Genomic DNA, 20,456 nt, shown 5'->3' with positions numbered 1-20,456 from the left:
TAGAAAAAGCAACTACTAATGCACCCGCGTGCCTCTGAGTAGGCAAGTTAGGAGTCACGTACCCAGAGGCACGTGCGAAGGGTTAGTTGAGCTACTTTTTCTACAAACATCCCATGCCGATGGCACAGCATCAATCGATCAATTCCAAAATTTTAATAAATCAACCTGCTCAAAACCGGCCAGTGGTCGGAAATGAAAACCTGATCTTTTAAAATGGGCAGGTAATCATGGCGTTGCACCGCAACGTCCGGCCCGACAAAGATGAAGTCGATCACCGGGCCGCGCTGGTCGGTTTTGAAGTTGTTGAAGGTACTGGTGCCGCCGGTATGCGGGTTTTCCGACAGGCTTTCCGAGTTGGTGAGTTTGAATGTCGGGTCACTCGTCAAAGTCTTGATGGAAGGCGACGCGTCGGGCGTGTTAAAATCGCCGGTCAGAATCACCGGGAGATCGTTGCTCAATTCTTTGATCTTGCCAATGAGCAGTTTTGCACTGTTCTGGCGGGCGGTTTCGCTGATGTGGTCGAAGTGCGTATTGATCACAAAGACTTGACTTTCGTTGCGTTTGTCCTGAAAAACCGCATAGGTGGCGATCCTGGGAAAAGCGGCCTCCCAGGATTTACTGCCCGGCACCCCGGGTGTTTCGGAGAGCCAGAACGTGCCCTGTTTCAGTACCTCAAATTTCTGCTTGTTGTAGAAAATCGGCGAAAATTCGCCCTGGGTTTTCCCGTCGTCCCGACCCACGCCAATCCAGGCGTACGCTGGCAATTGATCCTGTAAATCAGCGATCTGCCCGGCGAGTGCTTCCTGCAAACCGGCAAAATCGACCTGATAAGCGGTGAACACATTGGCGGCTATTTCTTTCCGGTTCGGCCAGGCATTTAACCCGTCCTGTGGCGTGTTGTACCGAATATTAAACGACAACACATTCAGCGGAAACCGGGAAACTGTCTGGGCTGAAACACCTGACAGCATACAGAATAAAAGGGCAGCTACTAATCCCAATTTCATAAGGGCGCGGATTTAGTTTGTTTGCGACGAAGTACGCCGTCGATAACCGGAAAACCAATCAAACCGGCTAATATTTCGAGAATGGGCAAGGTGGTGCCAGCGCCTTCCTTGGGCCGGAGCCTAACAAATAACTGTATTCTTCAACATTTAACCGCTTCCGTCGCTTAGCCTGGTACGTTATGAACCACGCACTATGCAAACGACCCTATCCCCCGGCTCTGTAGCGAGCCGGGCACCTTCGCTGCCGGAAAAACACGCCGTCAAGCTCACCATTAATGGCGCCGTTCACCACCTGGAATTGGCACCGTGGACGACGTTGCTCGATGCCCTCCGTGAATACGTCAACCTAACCGGTACGAAAAAAGGCTGCGATCATGGCCAGTGCGGAGCCTGCACGGTGCTGGTCGATGGCAAACGGATCAACTCCTGCCTGACGCTGGCCGTTATGAAGGATGGTTCGGACGTCACCACCATAGAAGGACTTGCCGGAGAAAACGGCCTGCATCCGTTGCAAACCGCCTTTATCGAACACGATGCTTACCAATGTGGTTACTGTACGCCCGGTCAAATCTGTTCGGCGGTTGGACTGATGCAGGAAGGCCGTGCGAAAACCGCCGACGACATTCGGGAATTGATGAGTGGTAACATCTGCCGCTGTGGAGCCTATCCCCACATTGTCGATGCCATTCAGGAAGTGATGCAACTTGACCCCAACGCCTGACGCTATGAATAGTTTTTCGTATGCCCGACCCAGCGACATCAGCATGGCCGTAGGCGAACTGGCAACCCATGAGGGAGCCAAATTTATTGCAGGAGGAACCAACCTGCTCGATTTGATGAAGGAGAACGTCGAACGGCCCAACCGGTTGGTAGACATTAACCGGCTGACACTGAACACCATTGACGACACCGAAGACGGTGGCCTTCGACTTGGTGCGTTGGTGACGAATGCCGATACGGCGTATCATCCGGCTGTCGAAAGCCGGTATCCGCTGCTGTCGCGGGCCATTTTGGCGGGAGCATCGGCGCAGTTGCGCAACATGGCAACCAACGGTGGTAACCTCTTCCAGCGGACCCGCTGCTATTACTTTTATGATCTGGCAACGCCCTGCAACAAGCGTGAACCGGGGTCAGGCTGTGGGGCAGTTCATGGCTACAACCGGATTCACGCCATTCTGGGCACGAGTGATCAGCAGCCTGAAACGACCTGCATTGCCACCCATCCATCGGATCTCTGCGTGGCCCTTTCGGCCCTTGACGCCGTTGTTCGGGTGACGGGACCGAATGGGGATCGAACCATTCCGTTTGCGGATTTTCACCGTTTGCCCGGTGATGAACCCTGGCTTGACCATACCGTTCAGCCGGGTGAGTTGGTAACGGCCATCGATCTGCCCGCCAAAGGATTTTCGGACTATAATACCTATATCAAAATTCGTGACCGGCAATCCTACGCCTTCGCACTGGTATCGGTTGCGGTGGGTCTGGAGATTGAAAATAACCGCATCACCGACGCCCGGATTGCGCTCGGCGGGGTGGCGCACAAACCCTGGCGCAAGCCCGAGATAGAAGCGATGCTGGTTGGGCAAAATCTGTCTGAGGCAGATTTTCAATCGGTGGCAGAAGCCCTTCTGGCCGGTGCCAAAGGGTATGGACACAACACGTTTAAAATTGAACTGGCCAAACGCGCCATTGTGCGGGCGCTGAAACAGGCCGCTAACCTTGAACCCGCATCATGACCAAATACATCGGAAAATCCATCAATCGTGTCGACGGTGTAGCCAAAGTCACGGGAAAAGCAAAGTATGCCGCTGAGTACAAAGCTGCGGATCTGGCGCATGGCTGGGTAATTTCCAGTTCCATTTCCAAAGGGAAAATCACCCGCATCGACGCAGAAGCCGCACTTCAACTGCCGGGGGTTATTCAGGTGTTTTCGCACGAAAACCGCCCCGGTCTGGCCTGGTTCGATATGAGCTACAAAGACCAGGATGCGCCACCCGGTTCACCGTTCCGGCCGCTGCGAGATGCGACGGTGAAATACAGCGGCCAGCCGGTGGCTTTGGTCGTGGCTGAAAGCCTGGAACTGGCCCGGTACGCGGCTTCGCTGATCCGGATTGAGTACGAAGAGGAGGAACACGAAACGGCGCTGGAGCACAACCTGCACCGGGCGCGGGAACCGAAATCGGGCGTTGCCAGTTTGCTCAAACCGCCACCGCCCAAACCACGCGGTGATTTCGAAAAGGCTTTCCAGCGGGCAGCGGTGCAGGTTTCGGGAACGTATGTCCACTCTGCCGAGCATCACAACCCGATGGAGATGTTTGCTACGACGGTGGTGTACGAAAAAAACGACAAGCTGACGATTTACGATAAAACGCAGGGGGCACCCAACAGCCAATTGTATGTTTCGCAGGTATTTGGCATTCCCTTTAAGGACGTCCGGGTTATTTCGCCCTTCGTCGGGGGCGGTTTTGGTGCCGGTCTGCGTCCGCAATACCAGTTATTCTTAGCGGTTTTAGCCGCCCGTGAACTCAAACGATCGGTTCGGGTTTCGCTCACGCGCCAGCAGATGTTTACGTTTGGACACCGCCCGGCTACGGTTCAGAACGTGTCGCTCGGCGCTTCGGCGGATGGAAAGCTTGAGGCCATTCGGCACGATGCCGTGGGAGAAACCTCTCAATTTGAGGATTACACCGAAATTGTCGTGAACTGGGCGGGCATGTTGTATCCGGCTCAGAATGTGACGTTGACCTATAATCTGGTGCCTCTGGATGTCTACACCCCGATCGACATGCGCGCGCCGGGTGGGGTAACCGGCCTGTCGGCTCTGGAATGTGCCATCGACGAACTGGCGCATCAAGTGGGCCTGGACCCTGTGGAATTTCGATTGAAAAACTACACGGAACGGGACATGAACGAAGACCTGCCGTATTCGAGCAAGGAGTTACGGGAGTGTTTCCGGCAGGGTGCCGAGCGGTTTGGCTGGGCAAACCGAACCCCCGAACCGCGCTCCATGCGGAACGGACACACGCTGGTCGGCTGGGGCATGGCAACCGGTATTTGGGAGTCGATGCACATGCCCGCGCGGGCCGAAGCCGTGCTGACGGTCAATGGAAAACTCCGGGTCAGCAGCGCCACTGCCGACATCGGAACCGGCACGTATACGATCATGACCCAGATTGCCGCCGACACCCTCGGCATGCCCATCGAAGACGTCATTTTTCGACTGGGGGACACGGATATGCCCCTGGCACCCATTCAGGGCGGTTCCTGGACGGCAGCCACGGTAGGTTCCGCCGTGAAAGTGGCTTGCGAGGATTTGGGGAAAAAGCTCTTCAAAATGGCTCAAAAAATGCCGCATTCGCCATTTGCTGATGTGAAACTGGAGGAGATTGTTTTTGAGAATGCCCACATCCGACTCAAAAAGGATTCGTCTGTAGCGGTTTCGCTGCTGGACATCGTCGGAACGAATGGCGGGCGGGCCGTGAGTGAAACATCGACGTCGGTGCCGAATATGCTGGAGCAACGCAAATACGCCCGGGCGGTTCATTCGGCGGTTTTTGTGGAAGTGGAGGTCGATGAAGATTTCGGAACGGTTCGGGTAACGCGGGCGGTGACTGCCGTAGCGGGCGGACAAATCCTGAATCCGAAAACCGCCCGGAGCCAGATCATCGGCGGCATGGTGTGGGGCATCAGCAAAGGACTGGAGGAGGAAAGCGTGATGGACCACCAGTTTGGTCGGTTTATGAACCATTCGCTGGCCGAATACCATGTTCCGGTCAATGCTGATATTCAGGGTCTTGATGTGATATTTGTGGAAGAAACCGACACCATTGTGAATCCGCTGGGGGTAAAAGGATTGGGCGAAATCGGGATTGTCGGCATGCCGGCGGCTATTGCCAATGCGGTTTTTCACGCCACCGGAAAACGGATTCGGAGTTTGCCCATTACGCTGGATAAACTGTTATAAAGTAGATTAAACCTTTGACTCTTTCGTTTATCAAAGGAGCAGTTCTACTTTTAACGTCCGACGGGCCATGAAAACACGACGAATCATACCGGTTTTTGGGTTGATGCTATTCTTTTTAATCGCGCTGGCGATGCCTCAAAAAACGATGGCACAACCCGGCGTCGATATGCCAGTGGAGTCCTTTTACGACGAATTGGCTCCTTATGGACAATGGACCCGAAACCCGACCTACGGTCAGGTCTGGATGCCGGATGTGCCGGGTGATTTTCAACCCTATGCGACCAACGGACATTGGGCGGTAACGGAATATGGTAACACCTGGGTGTCGGATTACGACTGGGGCTGGGCACCTTTTCACTACGGACGCTGGTTGTTTGATGACTATTACGGACGCTGGGTCTGGGTTCCGGACAGTGAATGGGGACCGGCCTGGGTGAGCTGGCGTTCCGGTGGTGGCTACTACGGCTGGGCTCCGCTCGGACCGGGGATGAGCATTAATGTGAACATCAATCTTCCGTTCAACTACTGGACGTTTGTTCCGCAGATGTACATTACCAGTCCGCGCGTTTACAGTTATTGCATTCCCAGAACCCGGATCGTCAATGTCTATCATAACACGACCATTATCAACAACGTATACCGGTACAACAACCGGTCGTATGGCTACGGCCCGCGTCGGGATGAGATGGAACGCTACACCCGCCGGAGTGTACCGGTATACCGGGCCAATGACATTGCGAGTCGTGGTGCCTACGGTGCCCGGGGTGGAAACGGGAATCCCAATCGGGGTGATAGCCGGGGTGGTTACAACGGAAATGGAAATTACAACGGCAATAACCGGGGTGAGGTAGCCGGAAACTACCCGAACTCAAACCGTTCGAACCGCTATGACAATGGCCGTAATAGAGCCAATCGGGGTGACAATTCGATGAACCGCAACGATGGTTTCAATAACCGGCCCGATTTGGATAATACCAACCGCCCGGACTATTCAAACCGCCCGAATAGTGGAAATGATAATCGGCCAGACTATAACAGCCGCCCGAATACCGGTTCTTCTGAAGGCGTTGCTCGTCCGGATCGCAGCACCTGGGATCGCACCAGTCCGGGTCGGGTAGAAAGTCCCTCCGAAAACCGTACGAACCGCAGCTTCGATCCTGGCGCAGGCTCTCCGTCGGTCGAGCGTCGGGCCGAAAGCCGGAGTTATCCCCAGCCGGATCAGTCCAGCCAACGCTCCCGTTGGTCGGGTGGTGGCGGAGCAGGTGAAAACACTCCGCAACGGGTAGAACGGCCTCAGGGCCAGGGAGGCCAGTTTCAGCAACGGTCTGCCGACCGGCCACCCCGTCAGTATCAGGAGCGTCAAAATTCTTCCAATCGGGGTGAGGGCGGTGGCGGCCGTCGAGGTCCGCAGTAAAATTAAAAACGCTTACGAAGCGGTCACGAACGGTCTAACGCACGGTTCGTGACCGCTTTTTTATTGTACATCCTGTCGCGATAGAATTGTATAATCTACGTAAAACGTGCCAAATGGGATCAGGCAGGCGACTAATACCTTCCAGGTTGTTTCCTGAAATTTCCATTTCTGCTCGATTCCGAAACTCAGGGTATTCAGGATGAAAAGCAGGAATAATAAACCGTGTACCGGCCCCATGGTTTTTACCAGCGTGGGATCCCCTTTGGCGTATTTTAAAGGAACCGCGATACCGATTAAGACGAGGAGAGAGAGGCCTTCTAAAAAGCCGATCAGCCGCAGACGACCGATTTTGGTAGTCAGAAATTTCATGATTAAAAAGAGCGGAAGTAAGGCCGGCTGGCCAGTGGTGAAAAAGGCCAGGGAATGGCCGACAGCAGAATCAATAGGGCCAGGAAGAACCAGATCGTCAGGGTTTTAAATTTCCCCCGATCGGAATTCATGCGTTTCGAAGCCGATGAACCAATTGTGATCAAAACGATCGCTACAGTCATTAAGATGACATGGATCAGTCCGAAAAAGAGCAGGTCGAATTGCTTGCGGGCTTCGTCGTAGTGGAGCCGGAAATACTGAATCAACGGGCTGTTAAAATAGAGGACGTAGCCGATCAGGAGCTGAATATGGCAAATGGTGGCGGTAATGTGGCGGGTGGCGTTATCGGTTCGGGTAAACGACCGCTTGCCAAACCAGCCCCGGAACCCCCGATAAATACCGTACAAAACACTCAGTAGAACCAGCCATCGGAAGGCAGAGTGAACACTTAAAAGAAAGGAATACATTGATCGATTGCATCTATTGATGATGCAAAGGTCGGTTTTTGGGAGAATGGGGGTTAGGATGGATAAGGAGAGTTTCAGGACTTTTCAATCATTCTGCGGAACTCGGTTGGCGTTTGTCCTTCAAAATTTTTAAACAGGCGGGTGAAATAGGAAGGATCGTCCAAACCGACTTGAGTAGCAACTTCATTGATGGACAAACCAGTTTGGCACAACAGCACTTTGGCTTCGAGCATAATGGCTTCGTCGATCCATTTGGTAGGAGATTTCCCGGAAACGGTCCGAACGGTTTTATTCAGATGATTGGGGGTAATATTGAGCAGGGCGGCATACTCGGACACGCGCTGTTTCGTCCGGAACAGTGAGAATACCAACTCCCGAAACCGGTTCGTCAGGGTCACTGCCGCGATGGGATCAGGGGGTGAAACGGACTGGTAAACCCGGTTTACTTCACACAGTAACGCGAATAAATAGGACTGCAGAAGGCCTGGGTTTTGAAGGCCGTTCTGGGAGTAATCAATCAGAAGTCGTTCGTACAGGGACTGAATAAACTGAGCGGATTGCGCGTCCGGTTTGATGAGTGGATGGCCCCAGATCTTTAAAAAATCAAATTCTTTTAACAGGTTGTTTTTTAGCCATTTCCCCACCAGAAAATCGCTGTGAAAACCGCACAGATAGCCTTTGTTAACGTCATTTTCCTGAAACGAGAAAACCTGGCCCGCGGGTACAATCAGTAATTCATGGCAGTGAATGGTGTACAATTCACTCCCGATTTTCATGCTTGCCGCGCCTTCGGTGAGGTATAAACAGGAATAAATCGTCGATCGGGAAGTCGGAACCGGTCGGTTGACATGGCGATACATTTCTTCTACCCGTACGATAAAAAACTTGCTGCGATCCTCTTTTAAAATCGCATTTAATTTCTCCGAGGGCATGAACTTCGCCGTAAATTCGGGGGCATCGTATAATTTTATTTCGCTCATGATTCCTGGGAATAGAACGGCAATCCGATAAAAATAAAAACCGTACTGAAATACGGTACGGCTTTATTAAACTGCAAAATTTGGTAGTAAAATTATTTCGTTTTCAGTCGGTCGATCATCATAATGGCACGATCCACGCGGATCTGGACGTTTTTGGCTCCGTCGATGTAATACATGATGCTGCGTTGCTTGCCGGGCGTGAGGGCCTGAAAATGCCGGTTTCCCTCTTCGTCGATCGCCAGCAACTCCTGAAGTTCTTCCGGCATTTTTCGGCCATATTCACTTTCATCTTTCCAGATTACCGCCTTCACCGTGTCACCCAACCGCACTTTGAGCTGCTGGCGGATGGGCGTTCCGATGCTGATCATAAATGACCCGTCGCCTTTGGGCCGGAGGGCACAGTGAAATTCAACGGTGCTGTTGAGCAGGCACATGACGCGTACTGCCGACTTTTGCGTAAACTGCTGCACCACCTCGTCCGGAACACCAATGTAATGCGCTCCGATTGCGTTTGTAAATCGCTCGATCACTGCGTCAAACCGGACGGCATCGTTGGGTGCTGCCATGATCTGACTAATTTAAAGAACCGGTTCGGTCTCCTTTAGCCCCAACACTTCACTCGTCCAGGCCCGGGTCTGGTGCGCCAGTTCCGCATTGGTCGCCAGCGATTGTCCGTATGACGGAATCATCTGCTTCAATTTGGTTTGCCAGGCTTCCGTACGAAGTTGGGTGGGGAAACACCGGTTCAGCAGATCGAGCATAATGGATACGGAGGTTGAAGCACCAGGCGATGCCCCCAAAAGAGCCGCAATGGAACCATCGGCCGCACAAACGACTTCCGTGCCGAACTCCAGAATACCGCCTTCTTCGGGGTCTTTCTTGATGACCTGAACCCGCTGGCCGGCAGTTTCCAGATCCCAGTCTTCCATTTTGGCCGCCGGGAAATAGTCTTTCAGGGCCGCCAGCCGGTCTTCCGGTGATTGCCGCACCTGATCGATGAGGTATTTCGTGAGCGGAATGTTATGAATGCCGGCCGCCATCATGGGCAGCAGGTTGTTGGCTTTAATGGACAACGGTAAGTCCATAAACGAGCCATTTTTGAGAAATTTTGTTGAAAAACCGGCGTAGGGGCCAAATAGCAGGGCTTTTTTGCCGTCGATCATCCGCGTATCGAGGTGCGGAACCGACATCGGGGGAGAGCCGACAGCCGCTTTGCCGTAGACTTTCGCTTCGTGCTGTTCAACGATCTCCGGGTTGTTGCAGACCAGCCACTGGCCGCTCACCGGAAAACCGCCAAAGCCTTTGCCTTCGGGGATGTCGGCCTTTTCGAGCAGGGGTAGAGAGCCACCACCCGCGCCGATGAAAATAAACCGGGTGCGCAGTTCCCGTTTCTTGCGTGTCGACCAGTTTTTTACGGTGATTTTCCAGGTGCCGTCTTTCTCCTGTTCCAGGTCGCGAACGTCGTGGGCGAGCCGGATGGTAACGCCGTCCATTTTCCGGAGGTGCTCGAAGAGCGCACGGGTCAGGGCACCAAAATTGACGTCGGTTCCAATGTCCATGCGGGTAGCAGCCACTTTTTGATCCGGTTCCCGTTCATTCATCACCAGCGGCATCCACTGCTTCAATTGTGCCGGGTCTTCGGAATAGAGCATTCCTTTGAAGAGGTGGTGATTATCCAGCGCGTCGTGCCGCTTTTTCAGATAGTCGACGTTCTTTTCCCCCCAAACGAAGCTCATATGGGGAATTTCGTTGATAAATGTTTCGGGCGAGGGCGTAATGTTTTGCTGAACCAGATAGGCCCAGAATTCTTTGGAAACCTCGAACGACTCGGCAATTTTAACGGCTTTGGAAATATCAACCGATCCGTCTTCTTTTTCCGGAGTATAGTTTAATTCGCAAAAGGCGGAGTGGCCGGTTCCGGCGTTGTTCCAGGCATCCGAACTTTCGGCGGCCAGCACATCCAGCCGTTCAAACACTTCGATGGTCAGCGTTGGGTCCAGCTCCTTGAGTAACATGCCGAGCGTGGCACTCATGATTCCGGCTCCGATCAACACAACGTCCGGGTCTTTCTGTATAAATCGACTACTTTGTGGCATAATCAGTAAAACGCGTGGTCTATTCTATAAAACTATATTTATTGCGATGTAATTCACTGTTTTTTAGTAACTTCTTTGGAATGTATGTTGTTTTTTCAGGCAATTTTCCGGGTGCATTTGACCAGTACAATTTATGCCGGTATTTATTCAATCGGGGCTAATCGGGCGTAATAAACCGAATCGAGAAAGCGACCGTTGAAGAATTTATTTTCTTTGAAATGCCCCTCTTTCCGAAAACCGCTTCGCTCCAGAACGTTGGCAGAAGCGGTATTGTCCGGGTCGACAATGGCTTCGATGGAATGGAGTTGTAGTGCCCGAAAACCGTAGTCAACCACCGCCAGCAGGGCTTCCTGCATCAGTCCACTGCCGTGGTAGTCCGAATGCAGCAAATAGCCGACTTCGGCCCGGTAGTTTTCTTTCTGAAAGCGAACGAAACCAATGGTTCCGATCACTTGGGGTTCATTTTTTAGCGCGATTCCCCACGTAATGCTTTCACCGGCCCGAATCAGTTCGTCAAATCCCCGGATCAACAAAACCGCATCGTCCATGGATTTCGCCAGGGGGCGGGGAATAAACCGCATCAGGGTTTCATGAGAACGAAGGGCAAACAAATCATTCGCATCGCTTTCGACCAATTGCCGGATTCGCAGTCGGTCGGTAGAAAGGATGGGGAAAGGATCGAAATTTACGGTTAGCATGAATCAAGATGTGGTTTCCTTCACTTACTGTTCGATATTCGTTATTCAATACTTATTATTCGATATTTATTGATTTTACCTTTACAACATCGAACAATGAATATTGAATAACGAATATTGAAGTTTTTAACCATCAGGCAATCAACGGCGTATCCAATTCCGCCAGCGACTCCAGAATTTCTTCCTGCGTCACTTCATGTTCCACCAGCTTGCCCGACAGATACTGCTCGTACGCACTCATGTCGAAGTGGCCGTGGCCGCAGAGGTTGAACAAAATCGTTTTGGCGGTTCCTTCTTCTTTGGCCCGTTGCGCTTCCCGAATGGCCGTCGCAATGGCGTGGGTGGCTTCCGGTGCCGGAATGATGCCCTCGGTTTTGGCGAATTTGATCCCCGCTTCGAAACACTCCAACTGCTTGAGTGCCTGCGCTTCGATCAGCCCGTCCTTGAGCAACTGGCTCACGATGGCCCCCGCGCCGTGGTACCGCAAACCGCCCGCGTGAATTGGGGCCGGAATGAAATTGTGACCAAGCGTATACATCGGCAGGAGGGGCGTCATGCCCACCGTATCGCCCAGGTCGTAGCGGAACACCCCGCGCGTCAGCTTGGGACACGAAGCCGGTTCGGCGGCAATGCAGCGGATTTTTTTGCCTTCTTCCAGATTATACCGCAGAAATGGAAACGTGATTCCGGCAAAGTTGGAACCGCCCCCAAACGGAGCGACAATAACATCCGGGAAATCACCAGCCTGCTCCAGTTGCTTGATGGCTTCGAGACCTATGACCGTTTGGTGCATCAGCACGTGGTTGAGCACCGAGCCGAGGGCGTATTTGGTGTTTTCGTCCTGAAACGCCAGTTCGACGGCTTCCGAAATTGCTATGCCCAGGCTGCCCGGCGAATGGGGGTCGCCCGCCAGGATTTTCTTGCCGGCTTCGGTGCGGTTCGAGGGGGAGGGATATACCGTGGCGCCCCAGGTGTTCATCATGATTTTGCGGTACGGTTTGCCGTCGTAACTCGCCCGAACCATGTAGACTTCACACTCGATACCGAACAGTTGACAGGCAAAACTCAGTGCGCTACCCCACTGACCCGCGCCGGTTTCGGTCGTAATGCGCTTAACGCCAGCCTGTTTGTTGTAATAGGCCTGCGGAACCGCCGTGTTGGGTTTGTGCGATCCGGCGGGGCTGCCCCCTTCGTATTTGTAGTAAATTTTGGCGGGTGTGTCCAGCAATTTTTCCAGACCATAAGCCCGGAACATGGGCGTGGGACGCCAGATTTTATAGATTTCGCGGACTTCATCGGGAATATCGACCCATTTGTCAGTCGTGACTTCCTGCTTGATCAATTCCATCGGAAACAACGGCGCCAGCATATCAGGACCAATAGGTTCTTTCGTGCCGGGATGTAGGGGAGGCAGCGGCTTGTTGGGCATGTCGGCCACGATGTTGTACCATTTTTCGGGAATTTCGGCTTCGCTCAGGATAAATTTTTTCTGTGCCATGCGTTTACGGGGTCTGGAAAATAATGAACCCCTAACTTAGCAATTTACCCGATGTATTGCGATGACGATTCGACAAATAATACCAGAGGAGACGTATGCCCTGCGTCATGCGGTGCTGTGGCCCGACAAACCGCTTGACTATGTAATGCTGGAAGAAGATGCTGACGGACGTCATTTTGGAGCCTTTCAGGAGGACGAACTGGTAGCCGTGATTTCTTTATTTGAAGAAAGTGGGGTCGCCCGTTTCCGGAAGTTTGCCACCCGCCCCGATTGCCAGCGGCAGGGCGTTGGTACACACCTATTGAATCGGGTCATTGATGAAGCCCGCAAGCTGGGTGTCCACATGCTCTGGTGCGATGCCCGGCTTTCGGCGGCCGATTTTTACCGGCGGTTTGGCATGCAGCCGGAAGGAGAAGTGTTTCACAAAGGGGAAATACCGTATTCGAAATACGTGTTACCATTGAACGTTTCGCCCCCGACCCCCTAAAGGGGCTTTGCCTCCTCGGGTGTTAAAAGTCCCCTTTAGGGGGTTGGGGGCGAAACACTACTTGAAACTATTCACCATGCTGTTGTGCAACGTACGGGGACTCCAGTAACCGCTGGCGATGATCCGGCGGACGGACAGCAATGGATTTTCGTCGTCGCGTTTCTTTTCGGCGAGCTGATAGGCACCCAGATAACCCCGTTTTTTCAGTTCAACGGTGGCTTCGTGGTTCCAGAGACCGAACGGATAGGCAAAATGCTTGACCGGTTTTCCGGTGATGGCTTCCAGTTTTTTGGTCGGTTCTTCAATCTGCGTCACCCAGTCCTGGTCCTGGTATTTTTTGACGTTGTGGTGATCCCAGGTATGACAGCCGATGGTATGCCCCCGGTCGGCCAGGTCCTTGATCTGCTGTTTGTCCATGTAGGGCTGGTAGCCGCGTCGTCCGATGGCCACCGTCATGATGAAAAAAGCGGCTTTGTAGTTGTGCTTCTCCAGAATGGGAACGGCGGTTTCGTATTGGTCCAGGTCCCCATCGTCGAACGTAATCATGACCGGTTTGCTGGGCAGCGGGGCTCCGGTGGTCAGGTACGCATACAACTGATCCGGCAGAATGGCGTGGTAGCCGCTGTCGGCCAGCATTTTGATCTGGGCTTCAAAGACCGAGGTGGGGCAGATGTAATCTTTTGCACTTTTCGAATCCTTGGCGCGCCATTCCCGAATTTGGTGGTAGCACAGAATCGGCACCTGTTTGCGGCTCAGGATGGTAGCGGCATCGGCGATCTTGCCAGCCGGAATCGTTGCCGGGTCGAGTGTGGTTCCGGGTTCTGTTGTGGTCGATGAAACCGGGATGGCGGTTGCTACCGTGGCGCTATCACTATTAGTATCAGTGGTTTGCGAGGTTTCTTTTGTTTGAGAGCAGGAAACCAGGGTAACGGCAGTCAATAGCGAAATGGCAAGGGGTACTAGGGCACTCTTTGTAATACTCATCTTCTTCCGGGCGACACAATTGGATGGTGAAATGGAGTTGGTCCGGGGAAATATACGCAAAAGGTTTTGTTGGTAACTCCGGAAGTTATTCAAAGTGCCGACTATTTTTTTGGCAAAAGCGTTTCGCTCTGACTATGAGACAGATTGTTCCGCTTCTTTTTTGAGACGGCTTTCCAGCCAGAACGTGCCGAAAGGAACCAGAGACGCAATAAAGGCCACGACCACGCGGATGAACGACCAGCGACGGTCGAAAGCAACGGCAAACAGAGCGATGAGGTAGGCGATAAACAGAACGCCGTGTGCCCAGCCAACGTACTTAACGGCCAGCGGCCAACCCGCCCAGTATTTTAACGGCATGGCAATTCCCAGCAGAACGAGAAAGGAAATACCTTCCAGAATACCAATGAAACGGAAACGACCAAGTGGGGTTTTGAGGGAAAGGGACATATATTTCAATAATCAGAAAACGGAACCAGTCAGGTGTTTTGCAAACATACGACAGCATTTTTGAATACCCTCGCAAATCAAAAGGTTAGCCACTGCATTTGGTATCCTCCTTTCTCCTGGTCGTTTGGATGTCGCGCGCGTTCCTGTTAAAGTTTGTTAAGTCAACCCGGCTTTGTTTGATACCTTCAGCAACCGTCTCACCTTTGAAGACAAAACCGGAAGTGAAGAATGATACCTTGGATGTTATTAAGCCGTTCCGTACTGAGTGTGAGTTTAGCCGGTTTGCTTGGCTGTAGTCAGTTAACCACTGATGCGCCCGCTACGTATACGTACCGACTCCCTGATCAGTTGGAGGATGGGTGGTCGGTTGCTTCACTACAGAGCCAGCAAATAAATCCAAAACCGATTGAGCAATTAACGGATATGATCACGACTGAGCAGTACCGGAATATTCATAGCCTGTTGATTATCAAAAACGGCAAGCTGGTATACGAAAACTATTTCGGTGGCTACACGCAAACCGTTCCCGAAAACATCTACTCGGCAACAAAGAGTATTGCTTCTGCGCTGGTCGGAATTGCAGTAGACAAACGGTTTATCAAAAGTGTGGATGAGAAAGTGGTCGATTATTTCCCACAGGATTCTTTCCCCAATCTGACGCTGGCCAAAAAACAGATGACCATCCGCGATTTGCTGACCATGCGCTCCGGACTGGAATGCAATGACGACGATCCGCAATCGCCGGGGAGCGAGGGAAAGATGTATCAGTCTCCGGATTGGATTCGCTACACGCTGGGCCTTCCGATGGCAACTAATTCCGGTACAACCTCAGCCTATTGCACCGGGGGTGTGGCTATTCTGGGCGGTATTATTCAGCAGGCAAGTGGAAAAACCGTGGATGAGTTTGCCCAACAGTATTTATGGGGACCGTTGATGATCAAACCCGTCCGCTGGGATCGAATGCCAACCGGTCAGGTCAATACCAGCGGCAGGTTATTCATTCGGCCCCGCGACATGGCCAAGATTGGTCAATTGTTTCTGAACAAAGGGCAGTGGAAGGGCCAGCAACTGATTTCGGCGGATTGGATAAATAAATCGACCCGCAACCAGGTTCTGTTGCGCGGTCAGGAGTACGGTTATTTATGGTGGCGAAGATCGTTTACCGTGGATGAAAAGAGCTATCCGGCTTACTATGCCTCGGGCAATGGCGGTCATTACATTGTCGTGATTCCGGGCGAGAATCTTGTGATGGTCTCAACCGCTGGAAACCTGAATTCCGGACTCACGGCCCAGATCTTTGGTATGATTCGCTTCGGTATTCTTCCCGCATTATGATGAAAGCGTCGCTAAAAGCACTGCTTTGTGCTGTAGCCATGACCGGTTTTTTCCGCGTTGAAGCGCAGCAGAACCGGTTTTTGGGGATTAGTGCTGGCGTTGCTCCCCTGCAAATCAAGGATCAGTTTCATTCGCCTTACACGTACCGGGGAACGGGCCTGAATCTTCAGGCTACCTTTGGGCAGGAACGAACAAAGACGCAATGGCAACTGGATGCCGGTTACACGCAGGCCAATCCCCAGTCCGTGGTTTCCAGAAAAGCCTCCACCCGGCTCTTCGATCTGATCCTGAATTACCATTGGCGGCTTTTTCCGGCCAGCCAACCTGAAAACCGCCTTCAGTATTTTGGTGGTGTTGGACTTCGGCTTTTTGGAAACGCTACGAATTATTCACCCGATAGTGAAGTTGCTACGGTTCAGGCTACGGCTGCGATTTCGCTGGGAGCCTCGGCCAGGGTTTCGTATCGGCTTAATCCGGTTCATCGGCTACAGATTCAGGCTTTTGCTTCGGTAGTCAGCGTGGTTTATCGGCCCGACTACGACTACAACGGCAAAGAACACCTGGCGGCAAGCTGGTTAGGCAAAAGTCCAATCCTGGCTTTGGAGGCCAGTTATCAGTACCGATTCAGTAAAAAGTATCAGGCGACCTGTCGTTACCAGATGAACTATTTCAGGTACGATCAACCCCGGTCGGTTCTTTGGTTAGGGCAAAGTGTTTCGATGGGGATTCAACGATCGTTTTAACGAAGTGGAGCAGAAAAACCGACTCGTTCCCGGAAAAGTTACCTTGGATGGTTGGTTTTCCACTTTTCGTATTTCCCTTTTAAGAGCGTGACGGCGTTCGTGCCACCCCGTTTTTGACCGAAAAACTGTAATTCCATATACAGTTTACTGGGTTTGTCGGTTGGCCGGGCTACCATCATAAAAGCACTGGTTGCCCGCTGTTCGCCACAGCGTTTGTCTCCTCCGGCAATAGAACCGGCTTCGAGTGCCAGCATCAGGATGTCATCGATGCGAAGTCCCGCTTTTTGTCCTTTCAAAACCGTTTCCAGAATGATTTTCAATTCATCCTTATTCGTAAGCGTATTCCCCTGAACTGAAACGCCCCGGGAAATTAAAGAGCCATGGTAAGTGTGGGTTGCAGTACCGGTATACGTTTTGGAATCATTCAGATAGTTGAGACTGACGACCGCGTATTGCTGCTCTTCCGGATCGAATTCAGGATCCCGAAGTGCCTTGATGATTTGATCGGGCGAGGCATTGGCTTCCAGCATTTCCAACCCTTTTTTCCGGGCGTCGTTATTACTCATGGCCTGGACAATGACGGCTCCCTTTCCCGGAATAATTCGCCCGATTCCGTAGCAATTGTAGGAACACGAAGCCCCGGCAATGCCAATTTCGCCGGTTTTTGTATCTACCAAAATGATCGACCAGGTGGCAAATGAAGAAAAAGAGACGAAAAGAAGGATCAGGAAAGTGCCGGTGAATTTCATCGTGATTAGTTTCTGATCAGAGATGCACGAAAGGATGTTTCAGTTGCCTGCGGTTTTAAAAATGAGTTTTCGGATAGGAACACGGATGTAGCGGATTGTACAGATTTGCGCAGATGAAAATCCGTTTTGATCCCTTCAATCCGTTTCATCCGCGTTCCAATCCGAAAGCTTAAAACAAAAAAGGCAAGCCGAAGCCTGCCTTTTGTATGAATAGTCGAAAGCAGGATTATCCCACACTTCCTTCCAAACTGATTTCCAGTAATTTCTGAGCTTCCACCGCAAATTCCATCGGCAACTGGTTCAGCACTTCTTTGGCGTATCCATTGATGATTAGCGCCACGGCCTGTTCGGTTGGAATACCGCGTTGGTTGCAGTAAAACAGTTGATCTTCGCCAATTTTGGATGTCGTCGCTTCGTGTTCGACGGTCGCCGTCTGGTTGTTCACCTCGATATACGGGAACGTATGCGCTCCGCAGCGGTCGCCCAAGAGGAGGGAGTCGCACTGGGAGTGGTTCCGGGCATTTTCAGCGCGTTTGAACACCTGCACCAGACCCCGGTACGAGTTCTGACTTTTTCCCGCCGAAATCCCTTTCGACACAATCCGGCTTTTGGTGTTCTTGCCGACGTGAATCATTTTGGTTCCAGTGTCGGCCTGCTGGTAGTTGTTGGTCACCGCTACCGAATAAAACTCACCGATCGAATAATCACCTTTCAGGATCACCGACGGGTATTTCCAGGTGATGGCCGAACCGGTTTCTACCTGGGTCCAGGAGATTTTCGAGTGAGCGCCTTCACAAATACCGCGTTTAGTCACGAAGTTGTAAATACCGCCTTTCCCTTCCTTGTCGCCCGGATACCAGTTCTGAACCGTCGAGTATTTGATCTGGGCTTCCTTAGCCGCAACCAGCTCAACGACAGCCGCGTGCAACTGATTTTCGTCGCGCATCGGGGCCGTACAACCTTCCAGATAACTCACGTAAGAGCCTTCGTCGGCCACGATCAGCGTCCGTTCGAACTGCCCGGTTCCGGCCGCGTTGATCCGGAAATAGGTTGAAAGTTCCATCGGGCAACGAACGCCTTTAGGGATGTAGCAGAACGAACCGTCGGAAAAAACCGCCGAGTTGAGGGCGGCAAAGTAATTGTCTCTCGGCGGAACCACCGAGCCTAAATATTTCTTGACCAGTTCGGGGTATTCCTGCACCGCTTCGGTCATCGAACAGAAAATGATGCCGAGTTCTTTTAGTTTCACCTTGAATGTAGTGGCAATGGAAACCGAGTCGATCACGGCATCGACCGCAACGCCCGACAGCCGTTCCTGTTCCTGCAACGAAATGCCCAACCGCTCGAAGGTCGCGCGCAGTTCGGGGTCGATTTCGTCCAGGCTATTGATGGTTTTTTTCTGCTTCGGGGCCGAGTAGTATTTAAGTCCCTGATAATCGATTGCGGGATATTTGAGGTTAGGCCAGTGGGGTTCAGACAGCGTTACCCAATGCCGATATGCTTTCAACCGCCATTCCAGCATCCATTCCGGTTCATTCTTCTTGGCAGAGATAAACCGAACGATGTCTTCGCTCAGGCCAATCGGTGCCTCATCCGCTTCAATCAGCGTTTCGAAACCGTACTTGTATTCGGAATTGGTAATACTCTCTAAAATTTCAACGTCTTTGCTCATGATGGGTTGCGGGCTAATACACGCAAAAGTCTACAGGATAACACAACGGACCGGGGGTCTGTTCCATTCTGGTTAGGCAAATATCGGAAAGTTTCCCTTTATTTGGTAAAACCGATTAAACTAAGCCTGTTTATTCTCTATGCAATCTGACAAACCGGTTGACCCCGGAAAACCGATCAACATCGAACTGCTGCTTGGCTTGTCAGCCACTTTTTTGAGTGTTGCCGCTTTAATTGTTTCTATTTTTCAGACACGCATTGCCCGGGAGCAACAGCAGGCTTCTGTTTGGCCCTACATTCAGGTTACCAGCATTCACCTTGACAACAATTTCGAACTGCTTCTGAAAAACAACGGCGTCGGCCCGGCATTAATCAAAAAAGTTGAATTCCGTTACCACGGGAAAAGCGAGTTCTCTCATACGAAATTGCTGAATCACATGGTAAATACAGAGACAATCCAGGATTCGGTCAGGAAGGCCGGCCGCTTCTGGAATGCCGTTGTGCCGGGCGACGTTATTAAGGCCGGTGATCAAATCGAGATCTATAAAACGGCTAACAGCAGCTACCTGGCTGATTTTTTGGGACAGGTCACCAGCGATTCAACGTTTCAGTTTCAGATTACCTATTCTGATGTCTATGGAAATTGCTGGCTTCTTGATCGAGGGAAAGTAACCCGACTGGGCGATTGTCCGGAATGAGCCTTTATTCTTTGTCGGCAGGTACATTAACGCCGAACGGAATGGGTCGGGAAATCCGTTCTTCCAGCGAAATAAACGTCTCGGTTCGTTGTATGCCGCTTACTTTCTGGATTTTGTCGTGTAACACTTCGCGCAGATGCTGGGTGTCCCGGCAGACAATCTTGGCAAAAATGCTGTAAATGCCGGTCGTATAATGAATGTTGACAACTTCGGGAATTTTCAATAACTCAGTAGCAACATCTTCGTAAAGGGAGCTTTTGTCCAGATAGATGCCTAGAAAACCGCTGATGTCCCAGCCTAATTTGGTGTGATCGATGACCAGTTGGGAGCCGCGAACGATGCCCATCTGCTCCATTTTTTTCATCCGGACGTGAACGGTACCACCCGAAACAAAAATCCGTTTACCGATTTCCGTGTAGGCCATGTTGGCATCTTCCATCAATAACGTGAGGATCTTGAGATCGACATTGTCAATCTCTAAATTTTTTTCCATTTGAACCGTAAAATTTTTAATATCATCAACAAAATAAGTGATATTTTGAGAAAACAGAAATTTTTCTAATTTTTTTCTAAAGAATTTGTAAACTTCAACGGTTTTGCATTAACTTTGTATTGTTCAATCGGTCAGAAAGGTCATGCGGCCGGTTAGACAGCGTTCTTTTTACCTTGTAGGATGTCGAAATTGGCAGACGTGCCCTCCTGTCTCGGGGGTGGTGAGTTCGGGATAAACGCAGCATAATGCCGCTTGCAAAAGCGACTGGGGTTGACCACCAGAAGTTGTACTGTAGCTAACCGCACCGTGGGTGGTTCGAGTCCCCCTCCTACAGCTTATGGCCTGATTTTAATCAG

21 protein-coding genes are annotated in these 20,456 nt (G+C 51.7%); 8 read left to right on the top strand and 13 right to left on the bottom strand.

Going from position 1 to position 20,456, the window contains the following annotated elements; all coding sequences use genetic code 11:
* Positions 1-152 precede the first annotated feature (152 nt).
* Positions 153-1,007 carry an endonuclease/exonuclease/phosphatase family protein gene (locus F0P93_RS05215; protein ID WP_150875213.1) on the bottom strand — a complete coding sequence of 285 codons (855 nt, stop codon included), beginning with the start codon at positions 1,005-1,007 and terminating at the stop codon, positions 153-155.
* Between the two features lie 193 nt (positions 1,008-1,200).
* Between F0P93_RS05215 and F0P93_RS05210 the strand changes: the two genes are divergently transcribed.
* From F0P93_RS05210 to F0P93_RS05195, 4 genes are all read left to right on the top strand, one after another.
* The gene (locus F0P93_RS05210) at positions 1,201-1,728 is read left to right on the top strand and encodes a (2Fe-2S)-binding protein (protein WP_150875212.1); all 528 of its coding nucleotides are present in this window, start codon (positions 1,201-1,203) and stop codon (positions 1,726-1,728) included.
* A gap of 4 nt (positions 1,729-1,732) precedes the next feature.
* On the top strand, positions 1,733-2,743 hold the full coding sequence (locus F0P93_RS05205) for an FAD binding domain-containing protein (protein WP_150875211.1): 1,011 nt from the start codon (positions 1,733-1,735) through the stop codon (positions 2,741-2,743).
* Positions 2,740-4,971: a xanthine dehydrogenase family protein molybdopterin-binding subunit gene (locus F0P93_RS05200; protein WP_150875210.1), complete on the top strand. Its 2,232-nt coding sequence runs from the start codon at positions 2,740-2,742 to the stop codon at positions 4,969-4,971. Before F0P93_RS05205 ends, F0P93_RS05200 begins: the two co-directional genes overlap by 4 nt.
* 67 nt (positions 4,972-5,038) lie before the next feature.
* Positions 5,039-6,385: a DUF6600 domain-containing protein gene (locus F0P93_RS05195; RefSeq protein WP_191908728.1), complete on the top strand. Its 1,347-nt coding sequence runs from the start codon at positions 5,039-5,041 to the stop codon at positions 6,383-6,385.
* A 60-nt stretch (positions 6,386-6,445) separates the two neighbouring features.
* On the opposite strand, the gene F0P93_RS05190 is transcribed toward F0P93_RS05195, so the two are convergent.
* The 7 genes from F0P93_RS05190 to F0P93_RS05160 form a co-directional block, all read right to left on the bottom strand.
* On the bottom strand, positions 6,446-6,754 hold the full coding sequence (locus F0P93_RS05190) for a DUF3817 domain-containing protein (protein ID WP_310587983.1): 309 nt from the start codon (positions 6,752-6,754) through the stop codon (positions 6,446-6,448).
* 2 nt (positions 6,755-6,756) lie between these two features.
* Positions 6,757-7,221: a hypothetical protein gene (locus F0P93_RS05185; protein ID WP_150875208.1), complete on the bottom strand. Its 465-nt coding sequence runs from the start codon at positions 7,219-7,221 to the stop codon at positions 6,757-6,759.
* A 74-nt stretch (positions 7,222-7,295) separates the two neighbouring features.
* Entirely contained in the window at positions 7,296-8,201 is a 906-nt protein-coding gene (locus F0P93_RS05180) for a helix-turn-helix domain-containing protein (RefSeq protein ID WP_150875207.1), read from the bottom strand.
* A 92-nt stretch (positions 8,202-8,293) separates the two neighbouring features.
* Positions 8,294-8,767 carry a YdeI/OmpD-associated family protein gene (locus F0P93_RS05175; RefSeq protein ID WP_150875206.1) on the bottom strand — a complete coding sequence of 158 codons (474 nt, stop codon included), beginning with the start codon at positions 8,765-8,767 and terminating at the stop codon, positions 8,294-8,296.
* 12 nt (positions 8,768-8,779) lie between these two features.
* Entirely contained in the window at positions 8,780-10,297 is a 1,518-nt protein-coding gene (locus tag F0P93_RS05170) for a malate:quinone oxidoreductase (protein ID WP_150875205.1), read from the bottom strand.
* 143 nt (positions 10,298-10,440) lie between these two features.
* The gene (locus F0P93_RS05165) at positions 10,441-10,995 is read right to left on the bottom strand and encodes a GNAT family N-acetyltransferase (protein ID WP_150875204.1); all 555 of its coding nucleotides are present in this window, start codon (positions 10,993-10,995) and stop codon (positions 10,441-10,443) included.
* Between the two features lie 133 nt (positions 10,996-11,128).
* Positions 11,129-12,493 carry a TrpB-like pyridoxal phosphate-dependent enzyme gene (locus F0P93_RS05160; protein ID WP_150875203.1) on the bottom strand — a complete coding sequence of 455 codons (1,365 nt, stop codon included), beginning with the start codon at positions 12,491-12,493 and terminating at the stop codon, positions 11,129-11,131.
* 61 nt (positions 12,494-12,554) lie between these two features.
* On the opposite strand from F0P93_RS05160, the gene F0P93_RS05155 reads away from it, so the two are divergent.
* Entirely contained in the window at positions 12,555-12,980 is a 426-nt protein-coding gene (locus F0P93_RS05155; protein ID WP_150875202.1) for a GNAT family N-acetyltransferase, read from the top strand.
* A 57-nt stretch (positions 12,981-13,037) separates the two neighbouring features.
* Here F0P93_RS05155 and F0P93_RS05150 read toward each other — a convergent pair whose 3' ends face one another.
* A complete protein-coding gene (locus F0P93_RS05150) occupies positions 13,038-13,964 on the bottom strand; it encodes a polysaccharide deacetylase family protein (protein WP_150875201.1) in 927 nt (308 codons plus the stop codon).
* Between the two features lie 132 nt (positions 13,965-14,096).
* Entirely contained in the window at positions 14,097-14,411 is a 315-nt protein-coding gene (locus tag F0P93_RS05145; protein WP_150875200.1) for a DUF3817 domain-containing protein, read from the bottom strand.
* A 228-nt stretch (positions 14,412-14,639) separates the two neighbouring features.
* Here F0P93_RS05145 and F0P93_RS05140 point away from each other — a divergent pair, with 228 nt between their 5' ends.
* Positions 14,640-15,746 carry a serine hydrolase domain-containing protein gene (locus F0P93_RS05140; RefSeq protein WP_150875199.1) on the top strand — a complete coding sequence of 369 codons (1,107 nt, stop codon included), beginning with the start codon at positions 14,640-14,642 and terminating at the stop codon, positions 15,744-15,746.
* A complete protein-coding gene (locus F0P93_RS05135) occupies positions 15,746-16,489 on the top strand; it encodes a hypothetical protein (RefSeq protein ID WP_150875198.1) in 744 nt (247 codons plus the stop codon). Before F0P93_RS05140 ends, F0P93_RS05135 begins: the two co-directional genes overlap by 1 nt.
* A gap of 38 nt (positions 16,490-16,527) precedes the next feature.
* Here F0P93_RS05135 and F0P93_RS05130 read toward each other — a convergent pair whose 3' ends face one another.
* Together F0P93_RS05130 and sufB are read right to left on the bottom strand one after the other, a co-directional pair.
* The gene (locus tag F0P93_RS05130) at positions 16,528-17,238 is read right to left on the bottom strand and encodes a DUF1028 domain-containing protein (RefSeq protein WP_150875197.1); all 711 of its coding nucleotides are present in this window, start codon (positions 17,236-17,238) and stop codon (positions 16,528-16,530) included.
* Positions 17,239-17,464: 226 nt separating this feature from the next.
* Positions 17,465-18,910, bottom strand: coding sequence for a Fe-S cluster assembly protein SufB (gene sufB, locus F0P93_RS05125; RefSeq protein ID WP_138990509.1), 1,446 nt, complete (start codon positions 18,908-18,910; stop codon positions 17,465-17,467).
* Between the two features lie 214 nt (positions 18,911-19,124).
* On the opposite strand from sufB, the gene F0P93_RS05120 reads away from it, so the two are divergent.
* Entirely contained in the window at positions 19,125-19,607 is a 483-nt protein-coding gene (locus F0P93_RS05120; RefSeq protein WP_150875196.1) for a DUF8453 domain-containing protein, read from the top strand.
* A gap of 4 nt (positions 19,608-19,611) precedes the next feature.
* Here F0P93_RS05120 and F0P93_RS05115 read toward each other — a convergent pair whose 3' ends face one another.
* Positions 19,612-20,100: an Lrp/AsnC ligand binding domain-containing protein gene (locus F0P93_RS05115; protein ID WP_138990507.1), complete on the bottom strand. Its 489-nt coding sequence runs from the start codon at positions 20,098-20,100 to the stop codon at positions 19,612-19,614.
* Positions 20,101-20,456: the final 356 nt, after the last annotated feature.

Source organism: Larkinella humicola (assembly GCF_008727875.1).
Classification (GTDB): Bacteria; Bacteroidota; Bacteroidia; order Cytophagales; family Spirosomataceae; genus Larkinella; species Larkinella humicola.
This window is presented reverse-complemented; position numbering and strand designations above follow the sequence as displayed.